This window comes from Algoriphagus persicinus (genome assembly GCF_035156415.1).
Classification (GTDB): domain Bacteria; phylum Bacteroidota; class Bacteroidia; order Cytophagales; family Cyclobacteriaceae; genus Algoriphagus; species Algoriphagus persicinus.
Genome location: NZ_JAYEEY010000006.1, coordinates 164,384 through 184,561, shown reverse-complemented (window position 1 = coordinate 184,561; position 20,178 = coordinate 164,384). Strand labels below are relative to the sequence as shown.

The window sequence follows — 20,178 nt, the reverse complement described above, 5'->3', positions numbered from 1 at the left end:
CTACCGACAACTGTTCGGTAGGAGATCCGGTCGGCGTGAGAGGTGACGGTTTATTGTTGACCGATCCATATCCAGTTGGTGAAACCACAATCACCTGGACGGTGACCGATATCCATAACAACGATGCGGTTCCGGTAGAACAGACTGTGACAGTAACTGATACTGAAGCTCCAGTAATCAACACCAACGGAGATCAAACTGTGGATGCAGAAGCAGGACTCTGCTCTGCAACTGTGATAGTTAGTGCAAGTGCTACTGACAACTGTTCGGTAGGAGATCCGGTCGGCGTGAGAGGTGACGGTTTATTGTTGACCGATCCATATCCAGTTGGTGAAACCACCATCACCTGGACTGTGACCGATATCCATAACAACGATGCGGTTCCGGTAGAACAGACTGTGACAGTAACTGATACTGAAGCTCCGGTGATTACCTCCAACGGCGATCAAACTGTGGACGCAGAAGCAGGACTCTGCTCTGCAACCGTAACAGTCAATGCAAGTGCTACCGACAACTGCTCGGTTAGTGATCCGGTCGGTGTCAGAAGTGACGGTTTATTGTTGACCGATCCATATCCTGTTGGTGAAACCACCATCACCTGGACGGTGACCGATATCCATAACAACGATGCGGTTCCGGTAGAACAGACTGTGACAGTAACTGATACTGAAGCTCCGGTGATTACCTGTCCTGCCAATATCAGTAGCACGGTAGGATTTGGTGAAACTGGAAAGGTAATTACCTATAACTTACCAACAGCTACAGACAATTGTAGTGTTGCTTCGGTTGAACTGATCAGTGGTCTGGCAAGTGGAGAGATCTTCCCAGTAGGTTCTACAACGGTGACTTACAGAGCTACCGATCCTTCTGGAAATACAGTTGATTGCAGCTTTACCATAACCATCACAGAAAGTGATGACAATGAAAATCCAGTAATCAATGATTGTCCATCGGATATTATAGTATCCAATGATCTTGATAATTGTAATGCAGTGGTGACTTGGACAGAACCTACGGCCACGGACAACAGCGAATCGGTGACTCTGACAAGTAACTTTGAACCAGGATCAGTATTCCCTGTAGGAACAACCGAGGTGACCTACACTGCAAAAGATGCAGCGGGCAACCAAGTGACATGTAAATTCAATGTCACAGTAAATGATACTCAAGCACCAACTGTATTTACCAGTAATAAATCATTCACTATTGATTTGGGTGAAGAGGTTAATTTGGTTCCTTCCGATATTGATAATGGGTCATCCGACAACTGTGGAATTCTTTCTTTTGAATTAAGCAAGACGTTGTTTACTGCAGCTGACGAAGGTGAAAATTCAGTAATACTTACGGTGGAAGATATGTACAGTAACCAGAGATCTGAACAAGCTATTGTTACCATTATTGTCAACGCTGCTGATCCAGGTGACGTAGATTCTGATGGCGATGGATTTACTCCAAATCAAGGTGATTGCAATGATTCCAACAATACAGTATATCCAGGTGCTCCTGAAATCTGTGACGGCATTGACAATGACTGTGATGGCCTAGTAGATGATGAGGATCCGGATGCTGTTGGGCTGACCACTTTCTATTTAGATCAAGATGGAGACGGTTTTGGTGACGCTTCTAATTCGATTGAGTCCTGTGAAGCTCCAACAGGTTATGTCACGGACAACACAGATTGTAATGATTCCAATGACACCGTTTATCCAGGTGCGCCTGAAATCTGTGATGGCATTGACAATGACTGTGATGGTATTATAGATGAAGGGGTTCAAACTGCATTCTATATCGATGCGGACGGGGATGGATTTGGTGATAAAAATGCGGATCCAGTCTTCGCCTGTGAAGCTCCAACAGGTTATGTCACGGACAACACAGATTGTAATGATTCCAATGACACCGTTTATCCAGGTGCTCCTGAAATCTGCGATGGCATTGACAATGACTGCGATGGACTGATAGATGATGAAGATCCGGATGCTGTTGGACTGACCACTTTCTATTTAGATCAAGATGGAGACGGTTTTGGTGACGCTTCTAATTCGATTGAGTCCTGTGAAGCTCCAACAGGTTATGTCACGGACAACACAGATTGTAATGATTCCAATGACACCGTTTATCCAGGTGCGCCTGAAATCTGTGATGGCATTGACAATGACTGTGATGGTATTATAGATGAAGGGGTTCAAACCGCATTCTATATCGATGCGGACGGGGATGGATTTGGTGATAAAAATGCGGATCCAGTCTTCGCCTGTGTTGCTCTTGAAGGTTATGTCCCGGACAACACAGATTGTGATGATTCGGATCCGAATAAAAACCCAGGAATAATCGGATCATGTGTTGAAGATCCATGCGTGGAAGCCCTTGATATTTTAAGCGTTAGTAGTCCATTAGAACCAATTCAAATCAATAATCCGGTGCTGGTATCTGCTGTTGTTTCCGGAGAAGTTGTTGAAGCCAAGTGGGTTTGGGATAATGGTGCGGAAACAGTTCTTAGCGCACCATTTAGTGATTTCGCAACTCAATTCGCTTACACAACCCCTGGGGTTTATCAGATTCAATTGGTAGTGAAAGATGCCTGTGGTAATGAGCAAGTCGAGTTTACAGATTTGGCTGTAATCTTTGATCCTGATGGTGGCTTTATCACTGGAGGAGGCTGGATTTGGTCAGAAAAAGGAGCATATACGGTAGACCCTAATGCTGAAGGAAGAGCTAATTTTGGCTTTGTGGCCAAATACAGAAAGGGAAATAATAAAGTTGATGGTAATACTGAATTCCAATTTAAAAATGGAGACCTCAATTTCAACAGCACTTCTCATGATGATATGGCCTTAGTAATCGCCGGCCATAAAGGGATCTATAGAGGCAAAGGGAGCATTAACCAAGAGGAAGGTTATTCCTTCATGGTTTCTGCTATTGATGGCAATTTGAAAGATCCTGTGGAAGCCGACAAGTTTAGGATTAAGATCTGGGAGACAGTATCTGAAGCGGTTGTATATGATAACCAACTAGGAAGTGCAGACAATGCTGATGCAAGTGCCTCAATCTCTGGTGGAAATATTGTGATTCATCAACCTCAAAAAGGTAAAAACAAATTCATTGATCCTTCGGGATTAATAAAAGTGGCCTGGAACACTCCATTTGAGGAGTTGAAGGATTACACAGTGCTTTACGATCTGGAAGGTGAAACGGTTGAGATCAAAGTAGTTTGGAATGAGAAGGATTACGATCCTTTGGTGCCGGGAATCTATGAAATCAAAGGAAAGGTAGATCAGATTAATGAAAACAGAACCATTCCGTTAGCTGACTTCAGTATGTTCGTCTTGGTGATGGATAAACCAATGTCACTTGATATCACGCTGAGTAATCAGGTGATTGGTAAAAATCAATTGGCAGGTCAGGTAATTGGAATTTTGGAAACGGAAGATCCTGCGGATAACATTCATGAATATTTATTGGAACCATCAGCTGAGTTTGCATTGGAGGGAAATCAGGTAGTATGGATAGGTTCAAATGAACTCCGACACGAATACAGCATCACTGTCAGCAGTATTGATCGGGTGGACCAAAGTATTTCCAAGGAGATCCGAATTACCAGAGAGTTTGGTGAAAATCAGGTGACGGTTTATCCAAACCCGGCATACAAGGAGACCAATATCAAGGTTGACTTGAATCAGGCTAATGAAGTTAGTATTAAAGTGTTTGATTCAGCGGGTAAACTGATTATTGAGGAAAGTGACTATCATGAGCGAGGATTTATCCGAAACATAGATTTAAGAGAATTGAGCAATGGTTTATATCAAATTCAAGTTCAGATCAATTTCCAGACAATTACGAAACGATTCATTAAAAACAATTAATTAAGAGTGGCTTAACAGTCAAAAACCGTTTGGAAACTATCCAAGCGGTTTTTTTTAAATGAGAACGAGGAAAGTCTTGCTGGTATCCTATTCTAGATTTTTTAAAAGGCGGTGCTCCCAATTTTTTACCGGTGGTTTGGGATCGCTTTTCTATTTAGGTTTCTTTGTAAAAATTTTAGGACTATGCATTTCAACTTGGCAAAGCCTTTCGTTGGGCTTTTTCTTTTAATGGTAGCTACTAGCAGTGTCTTTGCCCAGACAGGAAGATTTCAGCAAGCTGCTAATTACCAGATGGACGTTGATTTGGACGTCAAAACCAATCAATATAAAGGTACTCAGGTGTTGATGTACACCAACAATTCTCCAGATACTTTACATCGGGTGTTTTATCACCTGTACTACAATGCATTTCAGCCAGGCAGTATGATGGATGAGAGATCCAGAAGTATCACTGATCCAGATCGTAGAGTAGGAGATCGTATCAGGAAGTTAAAGCCAGATGAGATTGGTTATTTAAGAGTGACTAGCCTGACCATGAATGGTAAAGCTGTAGAATACAATGAGGTAGGTACTATTTTGGAAGTGGAGCTTGACGAGCCAATTTTCCCAAATTCCGATGCCAAATTCCAAATGGCATATATTGGTCAAGTACCTAAGCAGATCCTAAGATCAGGTAGAGATAGTAGTGAAGGAGTGAGATATTCTATGTCACAATGGTATCCTAAAATGTCTGAATACGACGAGCAAGGATGGCATGCTAATCCTTATGTTGGCCGTGAATTTTATGGTATTTGGGGGGATTTCGATGTGAAGATCACGATCGACAAAACCTATGTACTAGGTGGTACAGGGTACTTGCAAAACCCAAATGAAATCGGTCATGGCTATGAAGATGAAGGAGCTCAAGTGACTCAGGCCAAGGGCGATAAGCTTACTTGGCATTTCAAAGCACCGATGGTTCATGATTTTATGTGGGCTGCTGATCCTAAGTATCGTCACGATAAATTGCTCATGAACAATGGAGTGACTGTGCATCACTTGTATATCCCTTCCAATCAAACTACCAGAAACTGGGTCAAGCTAATGGAATACACGCCAAAAGCGATTGAGTTTATGTCTGAGCATTTTGGCCAATATCCATATAAACAATATTCAGTGATTCAAGGTGGAGACCGCGGAATGGAATACCCCATGGCAACTCTGGTGACTGGCGAACGAAATCTTAATGGGCTTGTCGGAGTCATGGCTCATGAGTTGGCTCATAGCTGGTTTCAGGGAGTATTAGCTACCAATGAGGCACTATATCCCTGGATGGACGAAGGATTTACTAGCTATGCATCAGCCCTTATCATGTCAGCTATTTACAGACCGACTGAGAATCCTTTAAGAGGATCATATGCAGGGTATTACAGATTGGTGAGCTCAGGTAAGGAAGAGCCTATGAGTACACACTCAGATCATTACCATGCCAATTCAGCTTATAGTTCTGCCACTTATTCCAAAGGAGCTGTCTTTCTTGCTCAAATGGGCTATGTCATTGGGAATGAAACTAGAGACAAAGGAATTCTGAGCTATTGGAATACTTGGGGTTTTAAGCATCCCAATGTGAATGATTTTATCCGTATCATGGAAAAAGAGAGTGGTTTGGAGTTGGATTGGTACAAGGAATACTTTGTATTTACCACCAAAACGATTGACTATGGGATCAAGTCAGTGATAGCTCAAGGAGAAGAAACAGATATTACTCTTGAGCGAATTGGGCTGATGCCAATGCCTATAGACTTGGTCATCACGTATAAAGATGGAACGTCTGAGATGGTTTATTTACCGCTGGAAATCATGAGAGGAGAAAAAGCTCCTGAAAAAGGAGCGGCTACTCGGGTGCTTTCCGACGACTGGCCATGGACCAATCTGACTAAAACAATTCGAATCCCTAAAAGATCAGATTCTATTAAATCGATTGAGATCGACCCTAGCAAAAGACTAGCAGATATTGATCAAGAAAATAATAAAGTGGAGTATTAAGGTTCACATTGAACACAACTCCATAAAAAAAGGTGACTAATTCGTCACCTTTTTTTGTTGTTGGGATCATCCTGAGTTCTTCATGTCTTGTACTTCCTTGCGAATGTCCTGAGCCATGTTTTTCAAGTCTTGCATTCCCTTTCTTACTCGTGTACCAGCTGCCTGATTACTTTTTTCGTAGAACTTGTCAAAATCGTCTTTAAGAGAATTAACCAGTTCGCTTACTTCACTAAATTTGCTCATAGTAAAAGTGTTTTTTTATTGTTGATGATAATTTTTTTGCAAATCAATATAGCCCAAATACTTGCTAAATCAATCCAGAGGGCATTTTATTTGAAATTTTTTTACTCACCAAACGAAATTGCAAACTCTGAATTTTTATAAACCCCGCTAGTCAATTTCTCTTTTATAGCAGCAAAAGCTGTAATCGTTTGATCTACATCTTCCAGTGTATGCACAGCAGTAGGGATTAATCTTAAGATAATCATTCCTTTAGGTACTACCGGGTAAATGACTACTGAACAGAAGATACCGTAGTTTTCTCTCAGATCTTGCGTCAATGCAGCAGCTTCACCCACTGTCCCGTTAAGTACAACTGGAGTCACGGGAGAGTTTGATTTTCCGGTGCTAAAGCCGTTGTCATGAAGTCCTTTTCTAAGTGCCCCAACTATTCTCCAAAGATTGTCTTTTAGTTCAGGCTGAGTTTTTAATAGCTCAAGACGCTTTAACGCACCAGCCACCAAAAGCATTGGAAGAGACTTTGCGAAGATCTGAGACCTCATATTGTATCTCAGAAATTGGATTACCTCAGGATCACCAGCAATGAATGCACCGATGCTTGCCATTGACTTGGCGAAAGTCGAAAAGTAAAGATCTACCTGATCCTGTACACCTTGTTCTTCATCTGTACCTGCGCCAGTTTTACCCATAGTACCGAAACCATGTGCGTCGTCAATTAAAAATCTGAAGTCAAACTTTTTCTTAAGGGCAACAATTTCTTTCAGCTTGCCCTGATCACCCGTCATTCCAAAGACACCTTCAGTGATGACAAGAATCCCACCGCCGGTTTCATTGGCTAGTTTGGTTGCTCTTTCTAGTTGCTTTTCACAGTTCTCAATGTCATTATGTGGGAAGACGTAGCGCTTGCCCAAGTGCATTCTAAGTGCATCGATGATACAGGCATGACATTCTGAATCATAGACTACCACATCTTTTCTATCCAGAAGGGAGTCTATCACAGACATGATACCTTGGTATCCGTAATTCAATAAATAAGCTTTCTCTTTCTTGACAAAGGCTGCCAATTCGTCCTCAAGTTGCTCGTGAAGGCTGGTTTGTCCTGACATCATACGCGCGCCCATAGGATAAGCGGCACCATATTGAGCAGCTGCATCTGCATCAGCTTTACGTACTTCAGGATGATTTGCGAGGCCTAGGTAATTATTCAAACTCCAGGTAAGAACATTTTTCCCCTGAAATATCATTCTCGGGGCAATTTCACCTTCAAGTTTGGGGAAGGAGAAATAGCCTTCTGCAAACTCAGAGTGTTTGCCCAAAGGGCCCATGTTCATTTTTAATTTTGCAAATAGATCCAAAGCGTATCGAATTTAAGTGATAAAGGATTTAATGATCTGTTCATTAAAATCCGACAAAAATAAAACTTTAATGCCTGCTAAGCAAAAATCGATGCTGAAACAAATGATTCTTAACAAAACTCAGATTATTTTCCTTATTTAGCCTAAACCCAAAATTTTAGCTTTTAATATCAGTGATAATGGCAAAAATCAGAAAAATACTAGTAGCAAACAGAGGTGAAATCAGCTTGCGAATCTTGCGAACTGCGCGTGAAATGGGTATTGCGACGGTAGCAGTTTACAGTGAGGCAGATAGACTTTCTCCACATGTACTTTTTGCCGATGAAGCCGTTTGTGTGGGGCCTGCACCCTCTGCACAATCTTATTTATTGGGAGATAAAATAATCGCTGTAAGTAAGGATCTGGGCGTAGATGCCATCCATCCCGGCTATGGCTTTCTCTCAGAAAATGCTGAATTCGCCAAAAAAGTAAAGGAGGCTAATTTAATATTTATTGGACCATCTCCGAAAGCAATCCAGGTAATGGGAAGTAAGCTTGCTGCCAAGCAAGCAGTGGCCAATTACGATATTCCCTTAGTTCCAGGAACAGAAGAAGCTATTTCTGACATTCCCATTGCCAAAGCTAGAGCTTCTGAAATTGGCTATCCTATTTTGATCAAAGCTAGCGCCGGTGGTGGTGGCAAGGGCATGCGAATTGTTGAAAATGAAGGGGAATTTGAAGAGCAAATGCAGCGGGCAGTGAGTGAGGCTCAATCTTCATTTGGCGATAGTGCGGTTTTTATAGAAAAGTACATCAGTTCCCCAAGGCATATAGAAATTCAGGTGTTGGGAGATCAGTTGGGAAATATTGTTTATTTGTTTGAGCGCGAGTGCTCCATCCAAAGGAGGCATCAGAAAGTCATAGAAGAGGCTCCCTCGGCGGTTGTTTCCCCTGCGATGAGAAAAGCTATGGGTGAAGCAGCAGTGGGCGTAGCGAAAGCTTGTGGTTACTATGGGGCAGGCACAGTAGAGTTTATTGTTGATACACAATTGAATTTCTTTTTCCTCGAAATGAATACCCGACTTCAGGTGGAGCATCCGGTGACGGAAATGATTACCGGAAAGGATCTTGTTCGTGAGCAAATCTTGATTGCCGAAGGAAACCCACTTTCTTTTACGCAGGATGAACTGAAAATAACTGGGCATTCGCTTGAAGTGCGGGTCTATGCAGAAGATCCAAGAAATAATTTTCTACCGGACATCGGTAAACTGGAAACGTATCGACGTCCTCAAGGCCCAGGGATTCGGGTGGACGATGGATTTGAAGAGGGGATGGAGATTCCGATCTTTTATGATCCGATGATTGCAAAATTAATCACCCATGCAGAAAATCGTGGCGCTGCTATTACTAAGATGGTGCGCGCAATTGAGGATTATAAAATTGTAGGGATTCAGACGACACTTGATTTTTGCAAATATGCAATCAGTCATGAGGCTTTTGTAAGTGGTGATTTTGATACCAAATTCGTTGAAAACTATTTCGATCCTTCAGTCCTTGATCAGGAATTTTCTGATTCTGAACTGGAATTGATCTCTGCTTTGGCTGTTGAGTTTTATACAAGAAACAAGCCTTCAGCAAGTCTAAAGTCTGAATCAACTACCCAAAAAGAATCCGCTTGGAGAAATAGACTTCAGTAAGATGGCAGAAATATTACCTTTAAGAGCTTGGCGATATGCAAAGTCTTTGACTCCCAAAATTGAGGAGTTGACTGCACCACTTTTCGATGTGGTCTCTACCAGGCAGCGACAAGTCCTTTATGAAAATCCCTTAAATAGCATTCATCTCGCCGTTCCTCAAGGAGAAGATCCCTCCCAAAATGCTTTGGAAATCTTAAATAAATGGAAATCTGAAGGCATTATTCAGCAGGATCTACGGCCTGGGTTTTATGTGTATTACCAATATTTTCACTTATCTGGAGAGCATGACCTGCGCTGTAGAAAAGGATTTATTGCCCAGATAAAAGCGTATGATTGGAGCGAGGAAGTTATTTTGAGGCATGAAAACACAATTGTCTCTGCGGTAAATGACAGAATTGATCTTCTGAAAACGACTCAAATTCAGGCAAGTCCTACGCATGGTTTGTATGAAGATAGCGATGAGCAGCTAGAACGGTACATGGATGAGGCAATTGCAAATCCCATGTACGAATTGGAAGATTATCAGGGAGTACGTGAAGTAATGGCGGTAATTCAAGACCCAAAAATCATCAGTCATTTTTTAAAAGTTTTAAAAGAAAAGCAAGTCATACTGGCTGACGGTCATCACCGGCTGGAAGGGGCAATTGAATATCGGAAATCGATGCTGGGAAAGTTACCAGAGAAGCAATGGAAAGGATATGATTATCACCTAATGTACCTGACAAATACCAGCGGAAACCATTTGAAGATCCTTCCTACTCATCGCTTATTTTATGGGTTAGAATTATCAGCAGAGGTATTGCTTGGCAAGATCAAAGAATGGTTTGAAGTGAAAAAATTTGCTGATCCTGAGGAATTGGGGGCGTATGCTTTTCATAAACCTCATACCTTTGGATTGGTAATGGGTGAGGAGAGTTATACTTTGCAGTTGAAAGCTGGTAAGCTAGGTGGTATCAACCTAGATTTGCCAGAGAGTATTAGACTGCTTGACCTGACAGTACTTCATGAGCTATTATTTGCAAGAATATTAGCCATTCCGGTTGTCGATCAGAGAAGCTCAGATCAGATTGCATATGAAAGGAATTTTTCAAGGTGCATTCATGAAGTTCGATCCGGAAAAGCAAGTTTTGCAATCATCACCCGTGAATTAGAATTAGAACAAGTGTTAGAAGTATGTAGAAGTGGAGAGGTAATGCCACAAAAGTCCACCTATTTCTATCCAAAAGCATTAGGCGGATTGCTTTTCGCTAGTATTAAACAAGATGAATTTGATTTCGATTATGGAGCCTTTTTTGAGTAACCTTACTGATAAGAAAATTATACTTGCCTCTAATTCCCCGAGGCGACAGGAATTATTAAAGGGGTTAGAAGTAGATTTTGAAGTAAGGGGCAATTTCGTGGATGAAACTATCCCTAAGGATATTCAAGCGGAATATTTAGCCGCTTACCTGTCTAAATTGAAGTCTGAGGCTTTTGCCGGGGAATTAGGGCTGAATGAAATCCTCATTACATCAGATACTGTGGTGATAGAAAACGGGCATGTGCTCGGGAAGCCAGCTACAGAACAGGAGGCATTTGACATGCTCAAGAGTCTTTCCGGTGCTACTCATACGGTGATGACGGCAGTGACGCTAAGAGATAGATCCAGACAAATTACTCTAGAGGATGAGACGCGTGTGACCTTTAGGTTTCTGGAGGAAGAAGAAATCTGGCATTACATCCATCATTACCACCCAATGGATAAAGCCGGGGCTTATGGTATTCAGGAATGGATTGGGTTTGTGGGAGTAGAAAAAATCGAGGGTTCCTATTATAATGTGATGGGTTTCCCGCTTCATTTGGTATATGCCCAATTGAAAAAATGGTAAAATAGAGGCAAATAATCGCCTTTGATTAATAAAGCCCTGTGAATTTCAATTCACAGGGCTTTATCGTTGGGAGGAGCGAAAAATCGTACGCTCCTGATGGTTAATCCTTTTTAATAGCCATGATCTTTCCTTCCACTGGTGCTATTTTATCACCTTCTTTCAGGTTTTTGCTTACGATGAAGTAAGGGCCTGAAATAATCTCTTCACCTTCAGTAAGGCCTTCTAAAACTTCAATATTCTGAAAGTCTGAGATACCCGTTTTAATTTCTTTTAATTTGGCTACGCCAGCGTCATTTACGAATACTAATTCTTTGGCGCGTGTGTTTCCACCTACCAAGGTGTCTTGCTTATGTTCTCTTGTAGTCACAGCACCTAAAGGAACTGACAATGCGCTATTCTTAGAATTCGTAATGATTTCAACAGAGGCAGTCATTCCCGGGCGAAATGGGTATTTCTTGCCCTCGTCCACCAAGTCTTGGTAGGAATCATTCAAAATTTTGATTTTCACTTTGAATTCCGTCACTGCATCTGCTGATGCTTTTGCATTAGCGGTGTTAGCAATGCTTGTGACCACACCTTTAAATGTCTTACCGGTATAAGCATAAGAATCTACATCTATAATAGTGGTATCTCCCAAGCTTAATCTTACAATGTCATTTTCGTTCACATCTACCCGGACTTCCATTTTAGAAAGGTCTGCGATGGTCAACATTTCAGTACCAGCCATTTGTTGAGTTCCTACTACACGTTCGCCTTGCTCTACCAGTAGGTTGGATACGATTCCGTTTACGGGCGAATAAACATTGGTCAATCTCAAGTTTTCAGAGGCTTCATCTACAGAAGCTTGAGCGCTTTTTACTACAAACTCCGAAGCGCGAACACTTTGTTGTGCAGCCTCCAAGTCTTTTTGTGCTGTAATAAAAGTAGCTTGAGCTTGCTCAAAATCTGCTTCAGAAATAGCTTTTTGCTCATAAAGGCTTCTCTGTCTGTTGAAATTTTGCTCTGCTTGAGTGAATTGAGCTTCCGATCTCTGCAGTGCAGCTCTAGATTGAGAGAGGTTAGCTTCCTGCTGATTGAAATTTGCTTTGGTCCTGTCCAATGCTGAGATGAAGTTATCAGGTCGGATTTTCACCAGCAGCATACCCGCTGCCACAGAATCTCCTTCTTGTACGTGCAGGGCGATGATTTCACCTGCCACATCAGGACTTAGATTTACTTCCACCTCAGGTTGAATCTCACCTGATGCACTTACCCGCTCTATGATTGCTACTTTTTTCACTTTGGAGACTTCTACCTGAGTTTCTTTTTCGCCGCCGACCCATCCGGCGTTTCGGGCGATTATTGCAAAAATGATTAGGACTACGATACCTCCAAGAAGGTAATACAACAATTTATTAGATTTCTTATTGGCCATGGTTTAATTAAGATTAATGGGATTGCCCAGGTAAAAATCAAGAACTTTTACTCTGAAAATATAAGTGTACTTAGCGTTTAGCAGATTTGCTTGCGCGTTGAAAAGGTTATTTTGAGCAACTTGAAAATCAACTGAGTTGATAGCCCCAAGATCAAATCTTTGCTGCGCAATTCTGAAAGTTTCTTGAAGACTTTTTACTTGAACTAAGGATGATTCGTAAGTCAATTGGGCTGCTAGCGCACTATTATAGGCAGTTTCTATATCATTTCTCAACTGATTTTCTGCTTCTAATGCTGCTACCTCGCTGAGTTGCTTTTGGACTCTGGCCCGTTGTACGCTTGCTTTATTATTTAGTCTAGAAAATAAGGGAATACTCAGCTGAAGGTTGACAGCTTCAGAGAGGTTGTTTTCGATCTGCTGACCAAAGGTTGGTTTTTCTGTTCCGTAGGATTGATCTACATAATTGGAGAAAATATTGGCTCCTATTCCTAGTGTCGGTAAGTATCCCGCTTGAGCCAATTTCACACCATACTCAGCACTCTCAATATTTGCTTGGGCGACTTTGATTTCCGGCATTGTTTCTACTGCTACAGCGTAGATATCTTTTGGAGTTTCAGTCGCCATAAGTAATTCATTTATTTCGAATTCAGGCTCTATTACCGAAAATTCCGGTGAATAAGGTATCTGCAATGCCTGCGCAAGATTAAGCTTGGCAATATTATAATTGTTTTTTGCATTGATCAAATTGACCTCATTAGTTGCATTTTGAGCTTGTACATCCAGCTGATCAGACAATGGCAATGAACCTGCATCCACTAATTTGGTGGTTCTGCTTAATTGATCCGTGGTAGTTGCCAGTTGATTTTCTGCCACAGTCACCTGCTCACGATTAAAGACCACGTTGATAAACAAATTAATAATGTTCAGTGTGATGTTGTTTTTGGTGGATTCTATAGTGTACATCCCAGCCTCCAGGTCAATTTTGGATTGCTTGATGGAATTGTTGATTTGATTGCCGGCAAAAAGCGTGAGGTTAGATGACGCAGACACGTTAATATTACCAATACGTGCTGTTTCGAATAAGTTGGACACCGGGTTGATAGAACGACCCCATCTATACCCCGAACTAGCGCCGGTAGTCAGGTTTGGGAGGCGTTGTCCCTGATTCTGCATCAGTGTGGCTTCATTCGAAAGTTGGTTTAGTTCACTTCTTTTCAAGGTAAGATTGTTTTCCAAAGCAATAGCAACTGCTGTTTCCAAATCCAGAGGACCAGATGGAATAACTGTTTCTTGAGCAAAAGTTGAAAAACCAATCCCAGTCGCTAAGGCAAAGCCTAGTAGGAATTTTCTCATAATGTAGTTAAAGGTCAATGTCTGGTATATAAATTAATTCTGTAATCCATGGTAATGATTTAAGGTAGGTTAAGGTAATTTCTTTGATCCCAGAGTCCATTTCGATCACGTGACATGCTAGGTTATTTTTACCTTTTCTGGAGACAGACATGGTGGCGATATTGGCTTGTTCTTGTGCGATTATTGCTGAAATAAAAGCGATAGCACCAGATGTGTCCTTTGCTTTAATAATGAGTGTGTGATCAGCTGCCGAGAAATTTGCAACAAACCCGTCAACTTCTGAGATATTTATCACTCCACCTCCCAGGCTTTCTCCCACTACTTCTACTATTCTTTCACCTTTTTTGAGTATAAGTTTGATCGTATTTGGGTGATGAATAGAAGAATTTGCAATGGACTTAAATCGATAAATAAGCTCTTTTTCTTGAGCTAGTTCAAGTGAATTTTTGATGTTGGCATCGTCAGTTTTGAAGTCCATCAGGCCGCCGATTATAGCTCGATCACTTCCATGTCCTTCGTAAGTTCTCGCAAAAGAATTATAAAAAGTAATAGAAGCATCGTCAGGAATACCTCCCAATACACGGATAGCAGCTCTGGCGATTCTCACGACTCCAGCTGTATGTGAAGATGATGGCCCTATCATGATAGGGCCTATCATATCAAAAATGCTACTTTTATTTGCCATCTGGGTCTAATGTTCCAATTTTGGTGCTAAGGTAAAATCGTTGATACGATTTCATGCAAAAATTCATTTTTATTGTATAAAATGGGATTTAAATGGACTTATGTTGACATTGTTTAACATATACTTTAGTAGACAAAGCTTTCGTCTGACCGAAAATGAACAATTTTATGATCGAAATCGAAACAATATTTCAAAAATCATCCTCAAGTGAAACTTGGTTCTGTAATGACACCATGAAAGCACCTAATCGGGCTAGTAATTTTGGAGATGGATTGTTTGAGACCATGGTTTGGGACCAAACTGAAATCAGGTTTTTCGAGAAGCATATTCAGCGCCTATTGGGAGGAATGCAGGTACTGGGTTTGGATACTGATGCTATCGACTCCTCTCAACTTTTAGGATTTTTAACCGCTAACTATTCCTCTCAAAGAAAGCGAGTCCGATGGAATGTCTGTAGAGCTGGATTAGGTAAGTACACACCTGATAGTAGTGAAGTTTTCCAACTGCTTCAAATTTCAGAATATAGGTCAGCACCTGCTGTCAAGCAGGTGGTTGATGTTTCTTTGAAAATTCAAATATTTCCTACGCTATGGTCCGCATTTAAGTCTCTTAATGCCTTGCCTTATGTGTTGGCAAATCAAGAAAGAAAGGACAGGGGATTAGATGAAATAATCATGCTTGATCACAGGGGGTATATTTCTGAAGCAGGCGCATCAAATATTTTTTGGGTAAGAGATGGTATTGTTTACACTTCAGCATTAAGCTGCAGTTGCATTAATGGAATAAGCCGTCAAGTTATTCTAGAGCATTTGGATCGAATAAAAATACCATATACAGAGGGGGAATTTCTAATTTCCGAATTGGAACTTGCAGAGCAGGTATTTGTGAGTAACTGTACCGGTATCAGTTACTTAGAAAGTTTTCGCGGGAAGAAGTTTTCCACAGTTCCTTTACGATTTTTACAACTAGTATTTGATTAATTTTTTAAATGCCTTTTATTATTACTGACATTATCTTGAAAATATTATCTTTAACGTCCTATTCAAAAAAGATTAGTCGTTTACCCAAACTAACTGCCCAAAACCTAACCTAACATTTTATGCTCTTAGAACCTTTAGATTTAGCCGTCTTTATAGGCTATTGCTTGCTCATCATCGGGATGGGTTTTTTTGTGTCCCGTGAGAAGAAGGGACACGTAAAAAATTCATCCGATTATTTTCTTGCTTCCAAAGCATTGCCATGGTGGGCAGTAGGGGCATCTTTAATTGCTTCTAATATTTCAGCCGAGCAATTCATCGGCATGTCCGGGTCAGGTTTCGCCTTAGGATTAGCTATCTCTACCTACGAATGGATGGCTGCAGTTACCCTGCTGGTAGTTGCAATATTCTTCTTACCGGTTTATTTCAAAAAAGGCATATACACTATGCCGGGTTTCTTACTGGATCGCTATGATACACGAGTAAGAACCACCATGGCAATCTTCTGGCTTTTACTGTATGTTTTTGTCAATCTAACTTCCGTATTGTACCTGGGAGCACTAAGCTTAAATACCATTCTAAATGTCCCGATGGCGTACGGTATTTTTGGATTGGCACTTTTCGCTATGATTTATTCTATCTATGGAGGTCTGAAAGCTGTTGCTTGGACTGATGTGATTCAAGTGGTCTTTCTAATAGCCGGTGGACTCGCTACTACCTACATCGCTTTGCAAATGGTCGGTGGTGGTGACGCATGGGAAGGCTTAGGATTATTGAGAAGGGAAGTTCCTGAAAAATTCTCTATGATATTATCACAAGGCGAAATGATGATTCCCGATGGAACTGGAGGGACTCGTGATGCCTATCTTGATCTTCCTGGCATCTCCGTTTTAGTTGGAGGTATGTGGATTACTAATCTAAGCTACTGGGGATTCAACCAGTACATCACACAAAGAGCACTGGCTGCTAAGAGCCTGGATGAAGCACAGAAAGGGATGATTTTCGCAGGTTTTTTGAAATTGCTTATGCCTTTGATCGTAGTGATCCCAGGAATTGCAGCTTTTGTCATTGTGGAAAACGGAATAGACGTGGGTTTTATCGAATCAATGAAAGATCCGGTAACTGGTCTAATAAAATCTGATAGAGCTTATCCTACCTTACTTCAGTTATTGCCGGTTGGCTTGAAAGGTCTTGCCTTTGCTGCTTTGACTGCAGCTATCGTGTCTTCCTTGGCATCTATGGCAAACAGTACTTCTACCATTTTCACCATGGATATTTACAAAAAGTACATTGAAAAAGATGCTTCTGAAGTCAAGCAGGTAAAAGTTGGTCGTATCACGGCACTAGTAGCTTTTGGAGTAGCTTCCATCGTGGCTCCAGCTTTAGGGGCATTGGATCAGGCATTCCAGTTTATTCAGGAATATACCGGGTTCATTAGCCCGGGTGTATTTGCTATTTTCTTCTTTGGTGTATTCTGGAAGAAAACAACTTCCAATGCTGCATTAACTGGTGCTGCATTGAGTATTCCACTTTCGGTGGTGTTGAAGATCGTTTTTCCGGCATTACCATTCATTGATAGAATGGGGGTTGTATTCCTGATTCTGGCTGCTTTGATGATCATTATTAGCTTGGTAGAAGGTAGAGGAAAAGATCATCCAAATAGTATAGAGATAAATAAGGATCTATTCAGTACTAGTACAATATTTAAACTGGGAGCTGTTCTGATTGCAGGTATTACTGCCGCATTGTACATCGTATTTTGGTAAAACATATTTTAAATGAGAAGATTATTATTAGGAATTGATATAGGGAGCTCCTCTGTCAAAACTTCATTATTAGACGCAGATACGGGTAAAGCTATATTATCCAAGTCATTTCCGGAGGAGGAAATGATCATAGAATCGCCTGAAAAAGGCTGGGCGGAGCAAGAGCCTGAGATCTGGTGGAAGTATGTGCAGCATTCTATCCGCTATGTTCTAAATAAGACTACAGTGAAAAAAGGCGAATTGAAAGGAATTGGAATCGCCTATCAAATGCATGGTCTTGTACTAGTTGATAAGGATCAAAATGTCCTCAGACCTTCTATTATATGGTGTGATAGCCGCGCTGTAGGTATAGGTGAAAAGGCTTTTAAAGAACTTGGAGAGGAATATTGCCTGAAGAACTTGTTGAATTCCCCCGGTAACTTCACAGCATCCAAGCTTCGCTGGGTGATAGAAAATGAGCCAGCTTTAGCTTCTAAAATCCATAAAATGATGCTACCTGGCGATTTTATTGCGATGAAATTGAGCGGCGAGATCTTCACATCCGAAACGGGTCTGTCCGAAGGAATATTTTGGGATTTTCAGAAAAATGGCTTGAGTGATAAGGTTCTTGATAACTATCAGATCTCCAAATCTTGGATTCCTGAGGTGGTTTCTTCTTATTCTATTCAAGGAAGAGTTTCAGCGTTGGCATCGGAAGTTACCGGATTAGAAGAAGGTGTTCCTATATCTTATCGTGCCGGCGATCAGCCAAATAATGCTTTTTCGCTTCAGGTATTAAAGCCTGGGGAATTGGCGACTACAGCAGGCACCTCAGGCACAGTTTACGGAGTTGCAGATAAACCTCTCCATGATCCTTTGTCAAGAGTTAATACCTTTGTACATGTAAATCACTCTGAAGAAAAACCATCGTATGGTGTTTTGCTTTGTGTGAATGGAACTGGTATTTTGAACAGCTGGCTGAAAAAAATAATGGGGGCTGCTCATATCGAATACGATGAAATGAATAACCTGGGCAGTTCTGCTCCTATTGGATCTGAAGGGCTAACTTTTATTCCTTTTGGAAACGGAGCTGAGCGTATCATGCAAAATAAGTACGTTGGTGCTCATTTATTAGGTTTGAATCTACTTAAGCATGACAAGAGACATATGGTTCGTGCTGCGCAAGAGGGAATAGTCTCAGCGCTTACCTTTGGATTCCGAATCATGCAGGAAATGGGATTGGATCTTAAAACGGTCAAAGCCGGCAAAGCCAATATGTTTCTTAGTCCGGTATTCCGTAAGACTTTTGTTCATATGAATAAAGTCGTCTTGGAATTGTATGATACAGATGGTGCACAAGGTGCGGCTCGAGGAGCTGGCATTGGTGCCGGTGTATTTGCCAGCGAATCAGAAGCTTTTGCAGGATTGGAACTTCTCGAAACAATAGAGCCTAATGAGCATTTCTTTGAGCCGTATGAAGAAGTATATTCTAATTGGAAAAATCACTTGGAGGAAATCCAAAAAATGAACTTATAATTGAATTTCAAACCTATAAATACCTATAAACCACAGGAAAAATGTCAAAAACTTATTTCTCTTCTATCGATAAAATTCCTTTCGAAGGTAAGGAAAGTGATAATCCACTAGCTTTTAGATTTTATGATGAAAATCGTATAATCGCCGGTAAAACCATGAAGGAGCATTTCAAATTTGCTATTGCCTATTGGCATTCCTTCTGTGGAACCGGTGGAGATCCGTTTGGCCCAGGTACCATCATTCATCCATGGGATGCTGCTGCTGATCCTATTCAGCGTGCCAAAGATAAAATGGATGCTGCTTTTGAATTCATCACTAAAATTGGAGCACCATATTATTGCTTCCATGATATAGACTTGATCGATGAAGGATCAAGCTTAGGAGAGTATGAAAAAAGGATGCAAATCATCACTGAATATGCTAAGCAAAAACAGGCAGAAACAGGTGTGAAACTTTTGTGGGGAACCGCCAACGTTTTTAGCAATCCCCGCTACATGAATGGTGCTTCCACCAATCCAGACTTCAATGTGGTATCTTGGGCAGGAACTCAGGTGAAAAATGCAATAGATGCAACAATTGCTTTGAATGGGGAGAATTATGTGTTCTGGGGTGGTCGTGAAGGCTATATGTCTTTGCTCAACACGGATATGAAGCGTGAGACAGAGCACCTTGCTCAGTTCTTGAGCATGTCACGTGACTATGCTAGAAAGAATGGCTTCAAAGGAACATTCTTCATCGAACCTAAGCCAATGGAGCCTACTAAACATCAATATGATTATGATGCTGCTACGGTGATAGGGTTCCTGAGACAGCACGGTCTTGACAAGGATTTCAAATTGAACATTGAGGTAAACCACGCTACGTTGGCGGGGCATACTTTCCAGCATGAACTGCAGGTATGTGCTGATGCAGGAATGCTTGGAAGTATAGATGCCAACAGAGGTGACTACCAAAACGGTTGGGATACCGATCAGTTTGCCATGAACTTGCAGGAAATGACCGAAGCAATGCTTGTGTTGTTGACCTCTTCAGGTATTCAAGGTGGCGGAGTGAACTTTGATGCTAAGATCAGAAGAAATTCTACTGACATGGATGACTTGTTCTATGCACACATCGGAAGTATGGATGCCTTTGCAAGAGGTATGCTGATCGCTCAGGATATTTTAGACAAATCTGATTACTTAGAAAGAAGAAAGAATCGCTATGCGAGTTTCGATTCTGGGAAAGGTAAATCTTTCGAAGAGGGAAGTCTTACCCTTGAGGATTTGAGAAACTATGCGGCTGAAGTAGGAGAACCTATTCAGACAAGCGGGAAGCAGGAATACTTCGAGAATCTATTGAATAGATTTATCTAAGCATCTTTTATAAAAAAATCAAAAAAGTCCGGTTGAGATTAATCAATCGGACTTTTTTAGTGAAATTGATTGCCACATTTTGTAAA

At 41.2% G+C, this 20,178-nt stretch carries 14 protein-coding genes; 9 read left to right on the top strand and 5 right to left on the bottom strand.

Features of this window, described 5'->3' with window-relative positions:
• Both U3A58_RS06950 and U3A58_RS06945 read left to right on the top strand, forming a co-directional pair.
• Positions 1-3,863 (top strand): MopE-related protein (locus U3A58_RS06950; RefSeq protein ID WP_323822680.1); only part of this gene is annotated, 3,863 nt, incomplete at its 5' end.
• Between the two features lie 183 nt (positions 3,864-4,046).
• Positions 4,047-5,888, top strand: coding sequence for a M1 family metallopeptidase (locus U3A58_RS06945; RefSeq protein WP_323822679.1), 1,842 nt, complete (start codon positions 4,047-4,049; stop codon positions 5,886-5,888).
• A 66-nt stretch (positions 5,889-5,954) separates the two neighbouring features.
• Here the strand turns inward: U3A58_RS06945 and U3A58_RS06940 are convergent, their stop codons facing one another.
• Positions 5,955-6,131: a histone H1 gene (locus tag U3A58_RS06940; protein WP_323822678.1), complete on the bottom strand. Its 177-nt coding sequence runs from the start codon at positions 6,129-6,131 to the stop codon at positions 5,955-5,957.
• Between the two features lie 101 nt (positions 6,132-6,232).
• A complete protein-coding gene (locus tag U3A58_RS06935) occupies positions 6,233-7,483 on the bottom strand; it encodes an aminotransferase class I/II-fold pyridoxal phosphate-dependent enzyme (protein WP_323822677.1) in 1,251 nt (416 codons plus the stop codon).
• A gap of 179 nt (positions 7,484-7,662) precedes the next feature.
• Between U3A58_RS06935 and U3A58_RS06930 the strand changes: the two genes are divergently transcribed.
• The 3 genes from U3A58_RS06930 to U3A58_RS06920 are packed head-to-tail and all read left to right on the top strand — an operon-like array spanning position 7,663 to position 11,027.
• Positions 7,663-9,159 (top strand): acetyl-CoA carboxylase biotin carboxylase subunit, encoded by a 1,497-nt coding sequence (locus U3A58_RS06930; protein ID WP_323822676.1) that lies wholly within the window; start codon positions 7,663-7,665, stop codon positions 9,157-9,159.
• Between the two features lies 1 nt (position 9,160).
• Positions 9,161-10,459: a DUF1015 domain-containing protein gene (locus tag U3A58_RS06925; RefSeq protein ID WP_323822675.1), complete on the top strand. Its 1,299-nt coding sequence runs from the start codon at positions 9,161-9,163 to the stop codon at positions 10,457-10,459.
• Entirely contained in the window at positions 10,428-11,027 is a 600-nt protein-coding gene (locus U3A58_RS06920; protein WP_323822674.1) for a Maf family nucleotide pyrophosphatase, read from the top strand. The genes U3A58_RS06925 and U3A58_RS06920 overlap by 32 nt, the downstream gene beginning before the upstream one ends.
• A 100-nt stretch (positions 11,028-11,127) precedes the next feature.
• Here U3A58_RS06920 and U3A58_RS06915 read toward each other — a convergent pair whose 3' ends face one another.
• The 3 genes from U3A58_RS06915 to sdaAB are packed head-to-tail and all read right to left on the bottom strand — an operon-like array spanning position 11,128 to position 14,479.
• Entirely contained in the window at positions 11,128-12,441 is a 1,314-nt protein-coding gene (locus U3A58_RS06915; protein ID WP_323822673.1) for an efflux RND transporter periplasmic adaptor subunit, read from the bottom strand.
• Between the two features lie 3 nt (positions 12,442-12,444).
• The gene (locus U3A58_RS06910; RefSeq protein ID WP_323822672.1) at positions 12,445-13,794 is read right to left on the bottom strand and encodes a TolC family protein; all 1,350 of its coding nucleotides are present in this window, start codon (positions 13,792-13,794) and stop codon (positions 12,445-12,447) included.
• A 7-nt stretch (positions 13,795-13,801) separates the two neighbouring features.
• A complete protein-coding gene (gene sdaAB, locus U3A58_RS06905; RefSeq protein ID WP_323822671.1) occupies positions 13,802-14,479 on the bottom strand; it encodes an L-serine ammonia-lyase, iron-sulfur-dependent subunit beta in 678 nt (225 codons plus the stop codon).
• Positions 14,480-14,646: 167 nt separating this feature from the next.
• Here sdaAB and U3A58_RS06900 point away from each other — a divergent pair, with 167 nt between their 5' ends.
• The 4 genes from U3A58_RS06900 (at position 14,647) to xylA (ending at position 20,092) form a co-directional block, all read left to right on the top strand.
• The gene (locus tag U3A58_RS06900; protein WP_323822670.1) at positions 14,647-15,459 is read left to right on the top strand and encodes an aminotransferase class IV; all 813 of its coding nucleotides are present in this window, start codon (positions 14,647-14,649) and stop codon (positions 15,457-15,459) included.
• A gap of 119 nt (positions 15,460-15,578) precedes the next feature.
• Complete coding sequence (locus U3A58_RS06895; RefSeq protein WP_323822669.1) at positions 15,579-17,222, top strand: sodium/sugar symporter; 1,644 nt, start codon at positions 15,579-15,581, stop codon at positions 17,220-17,222.
• A 12-nt stretch (positions 17,223-17,234) separates the two neighbouring features.
• A complete protein-coding gene (locus U3A58_RS06890) occupies positions 17,235-18,737 on the top strand; it encodes a xylulokinase (RefSeq protein WP_323822668.1) in 1,503 nt (500 codons plus the stop codon).
• Between the two features lie 41 nt (positions 18,738-18,778).
• Positions 18,779-20,092 carry a xylose isomerase gene (gene xylA, locus U3A58_RS06885; protein ID WP_323822667.1) on the top strand — a complete coding sequence of 438 codons (1,314 nt, stop codon included), beginning with the start codon at positions 18,779-18,781 and terminating at the stop codon, positions 20,090-20,092.
• The last annotated feature ends 86 nt before the right edge of the window (positions 20,093-20,178 follow it).

Bases quoted from the DNA above. Each gene is read 5' to 3' on its own strand.
- U3A58_RS06945 (WP_323822679.1), top strand. From the start codon at position 4,047: ATGCATTTCAACTTGGCAAAGCCTTTCGTTGGGCTTTTTCTTTTAATG.
- U3A58_RS06940 (WP_323822678.1), bottom strand. From the start codon at position 6,131: ATGAGCAAATTTAGTGAAGTAAGCGAACTGGTTAATTCTCTTAAAGAC.
- U3A58_RS06930 (WP_323822676.1), top strand. From the start codon at position 7,663: ATGGCAAAAATCAGAAAAATACTAGTAGCAAACAGAGGTGAAATCAGC.
- U3A58_RS06925 (WP_323822675.1), top strand. From the start codon at position 9,161: ATGGCAGAAATATTACCTTTAAGAGCTTGGCGATATGCAAAGTCTTTG.
- U3A58_RS06915 (WP_323822673.1), bottom strand. From the start codon at position 12,441: ATGGCCAATAAGAAATCTAATAAATTGTTGTATTACCTTCTTGGAGGT.
- U3A58_RS06910 (WP_323822672.1), bottom strand. From the start codon at position 13,794: ATGAGAAAATTCCTACTAGGCTTTGCCTTAGCGACTGGGATTGGTTTT.
- sdaAB (WP_323822671.1), bottom strand. From the start codon at position 14,479: ATGGCAAATAAAAGTAGCATTTTTGATATGATAGGCCCTATCATGATA.
- U3A58_RS06900 (WP_323822670.1), top strand. From the start codon at position 14,647: ATGATCGAAATCGAAACAATATTTCAAAAATCATCCTCAAGTGAAACT.
- U3A58_RS06895 (WP_323822669.1), top strand. From the start codon at position 15,579: ATGCTCTTAGAACCTTTAGATTTAGCCGTCTTTATAGGCTATTGCTTG.
- U3A58_RS06890 (WP_323822668.1), top strand. From the start codon at position 17,235: ATGAGAAGATTATTATTAGGAATTGATATAGGGAGCTCCTCTGTCAAA.
- xylA (WP_323822667.1), top strand. From the start codon at position 18,779: ATGTCAAAAACTTATTTCTCTTCTATCGATAAAATTCCTTTCGAAGGT.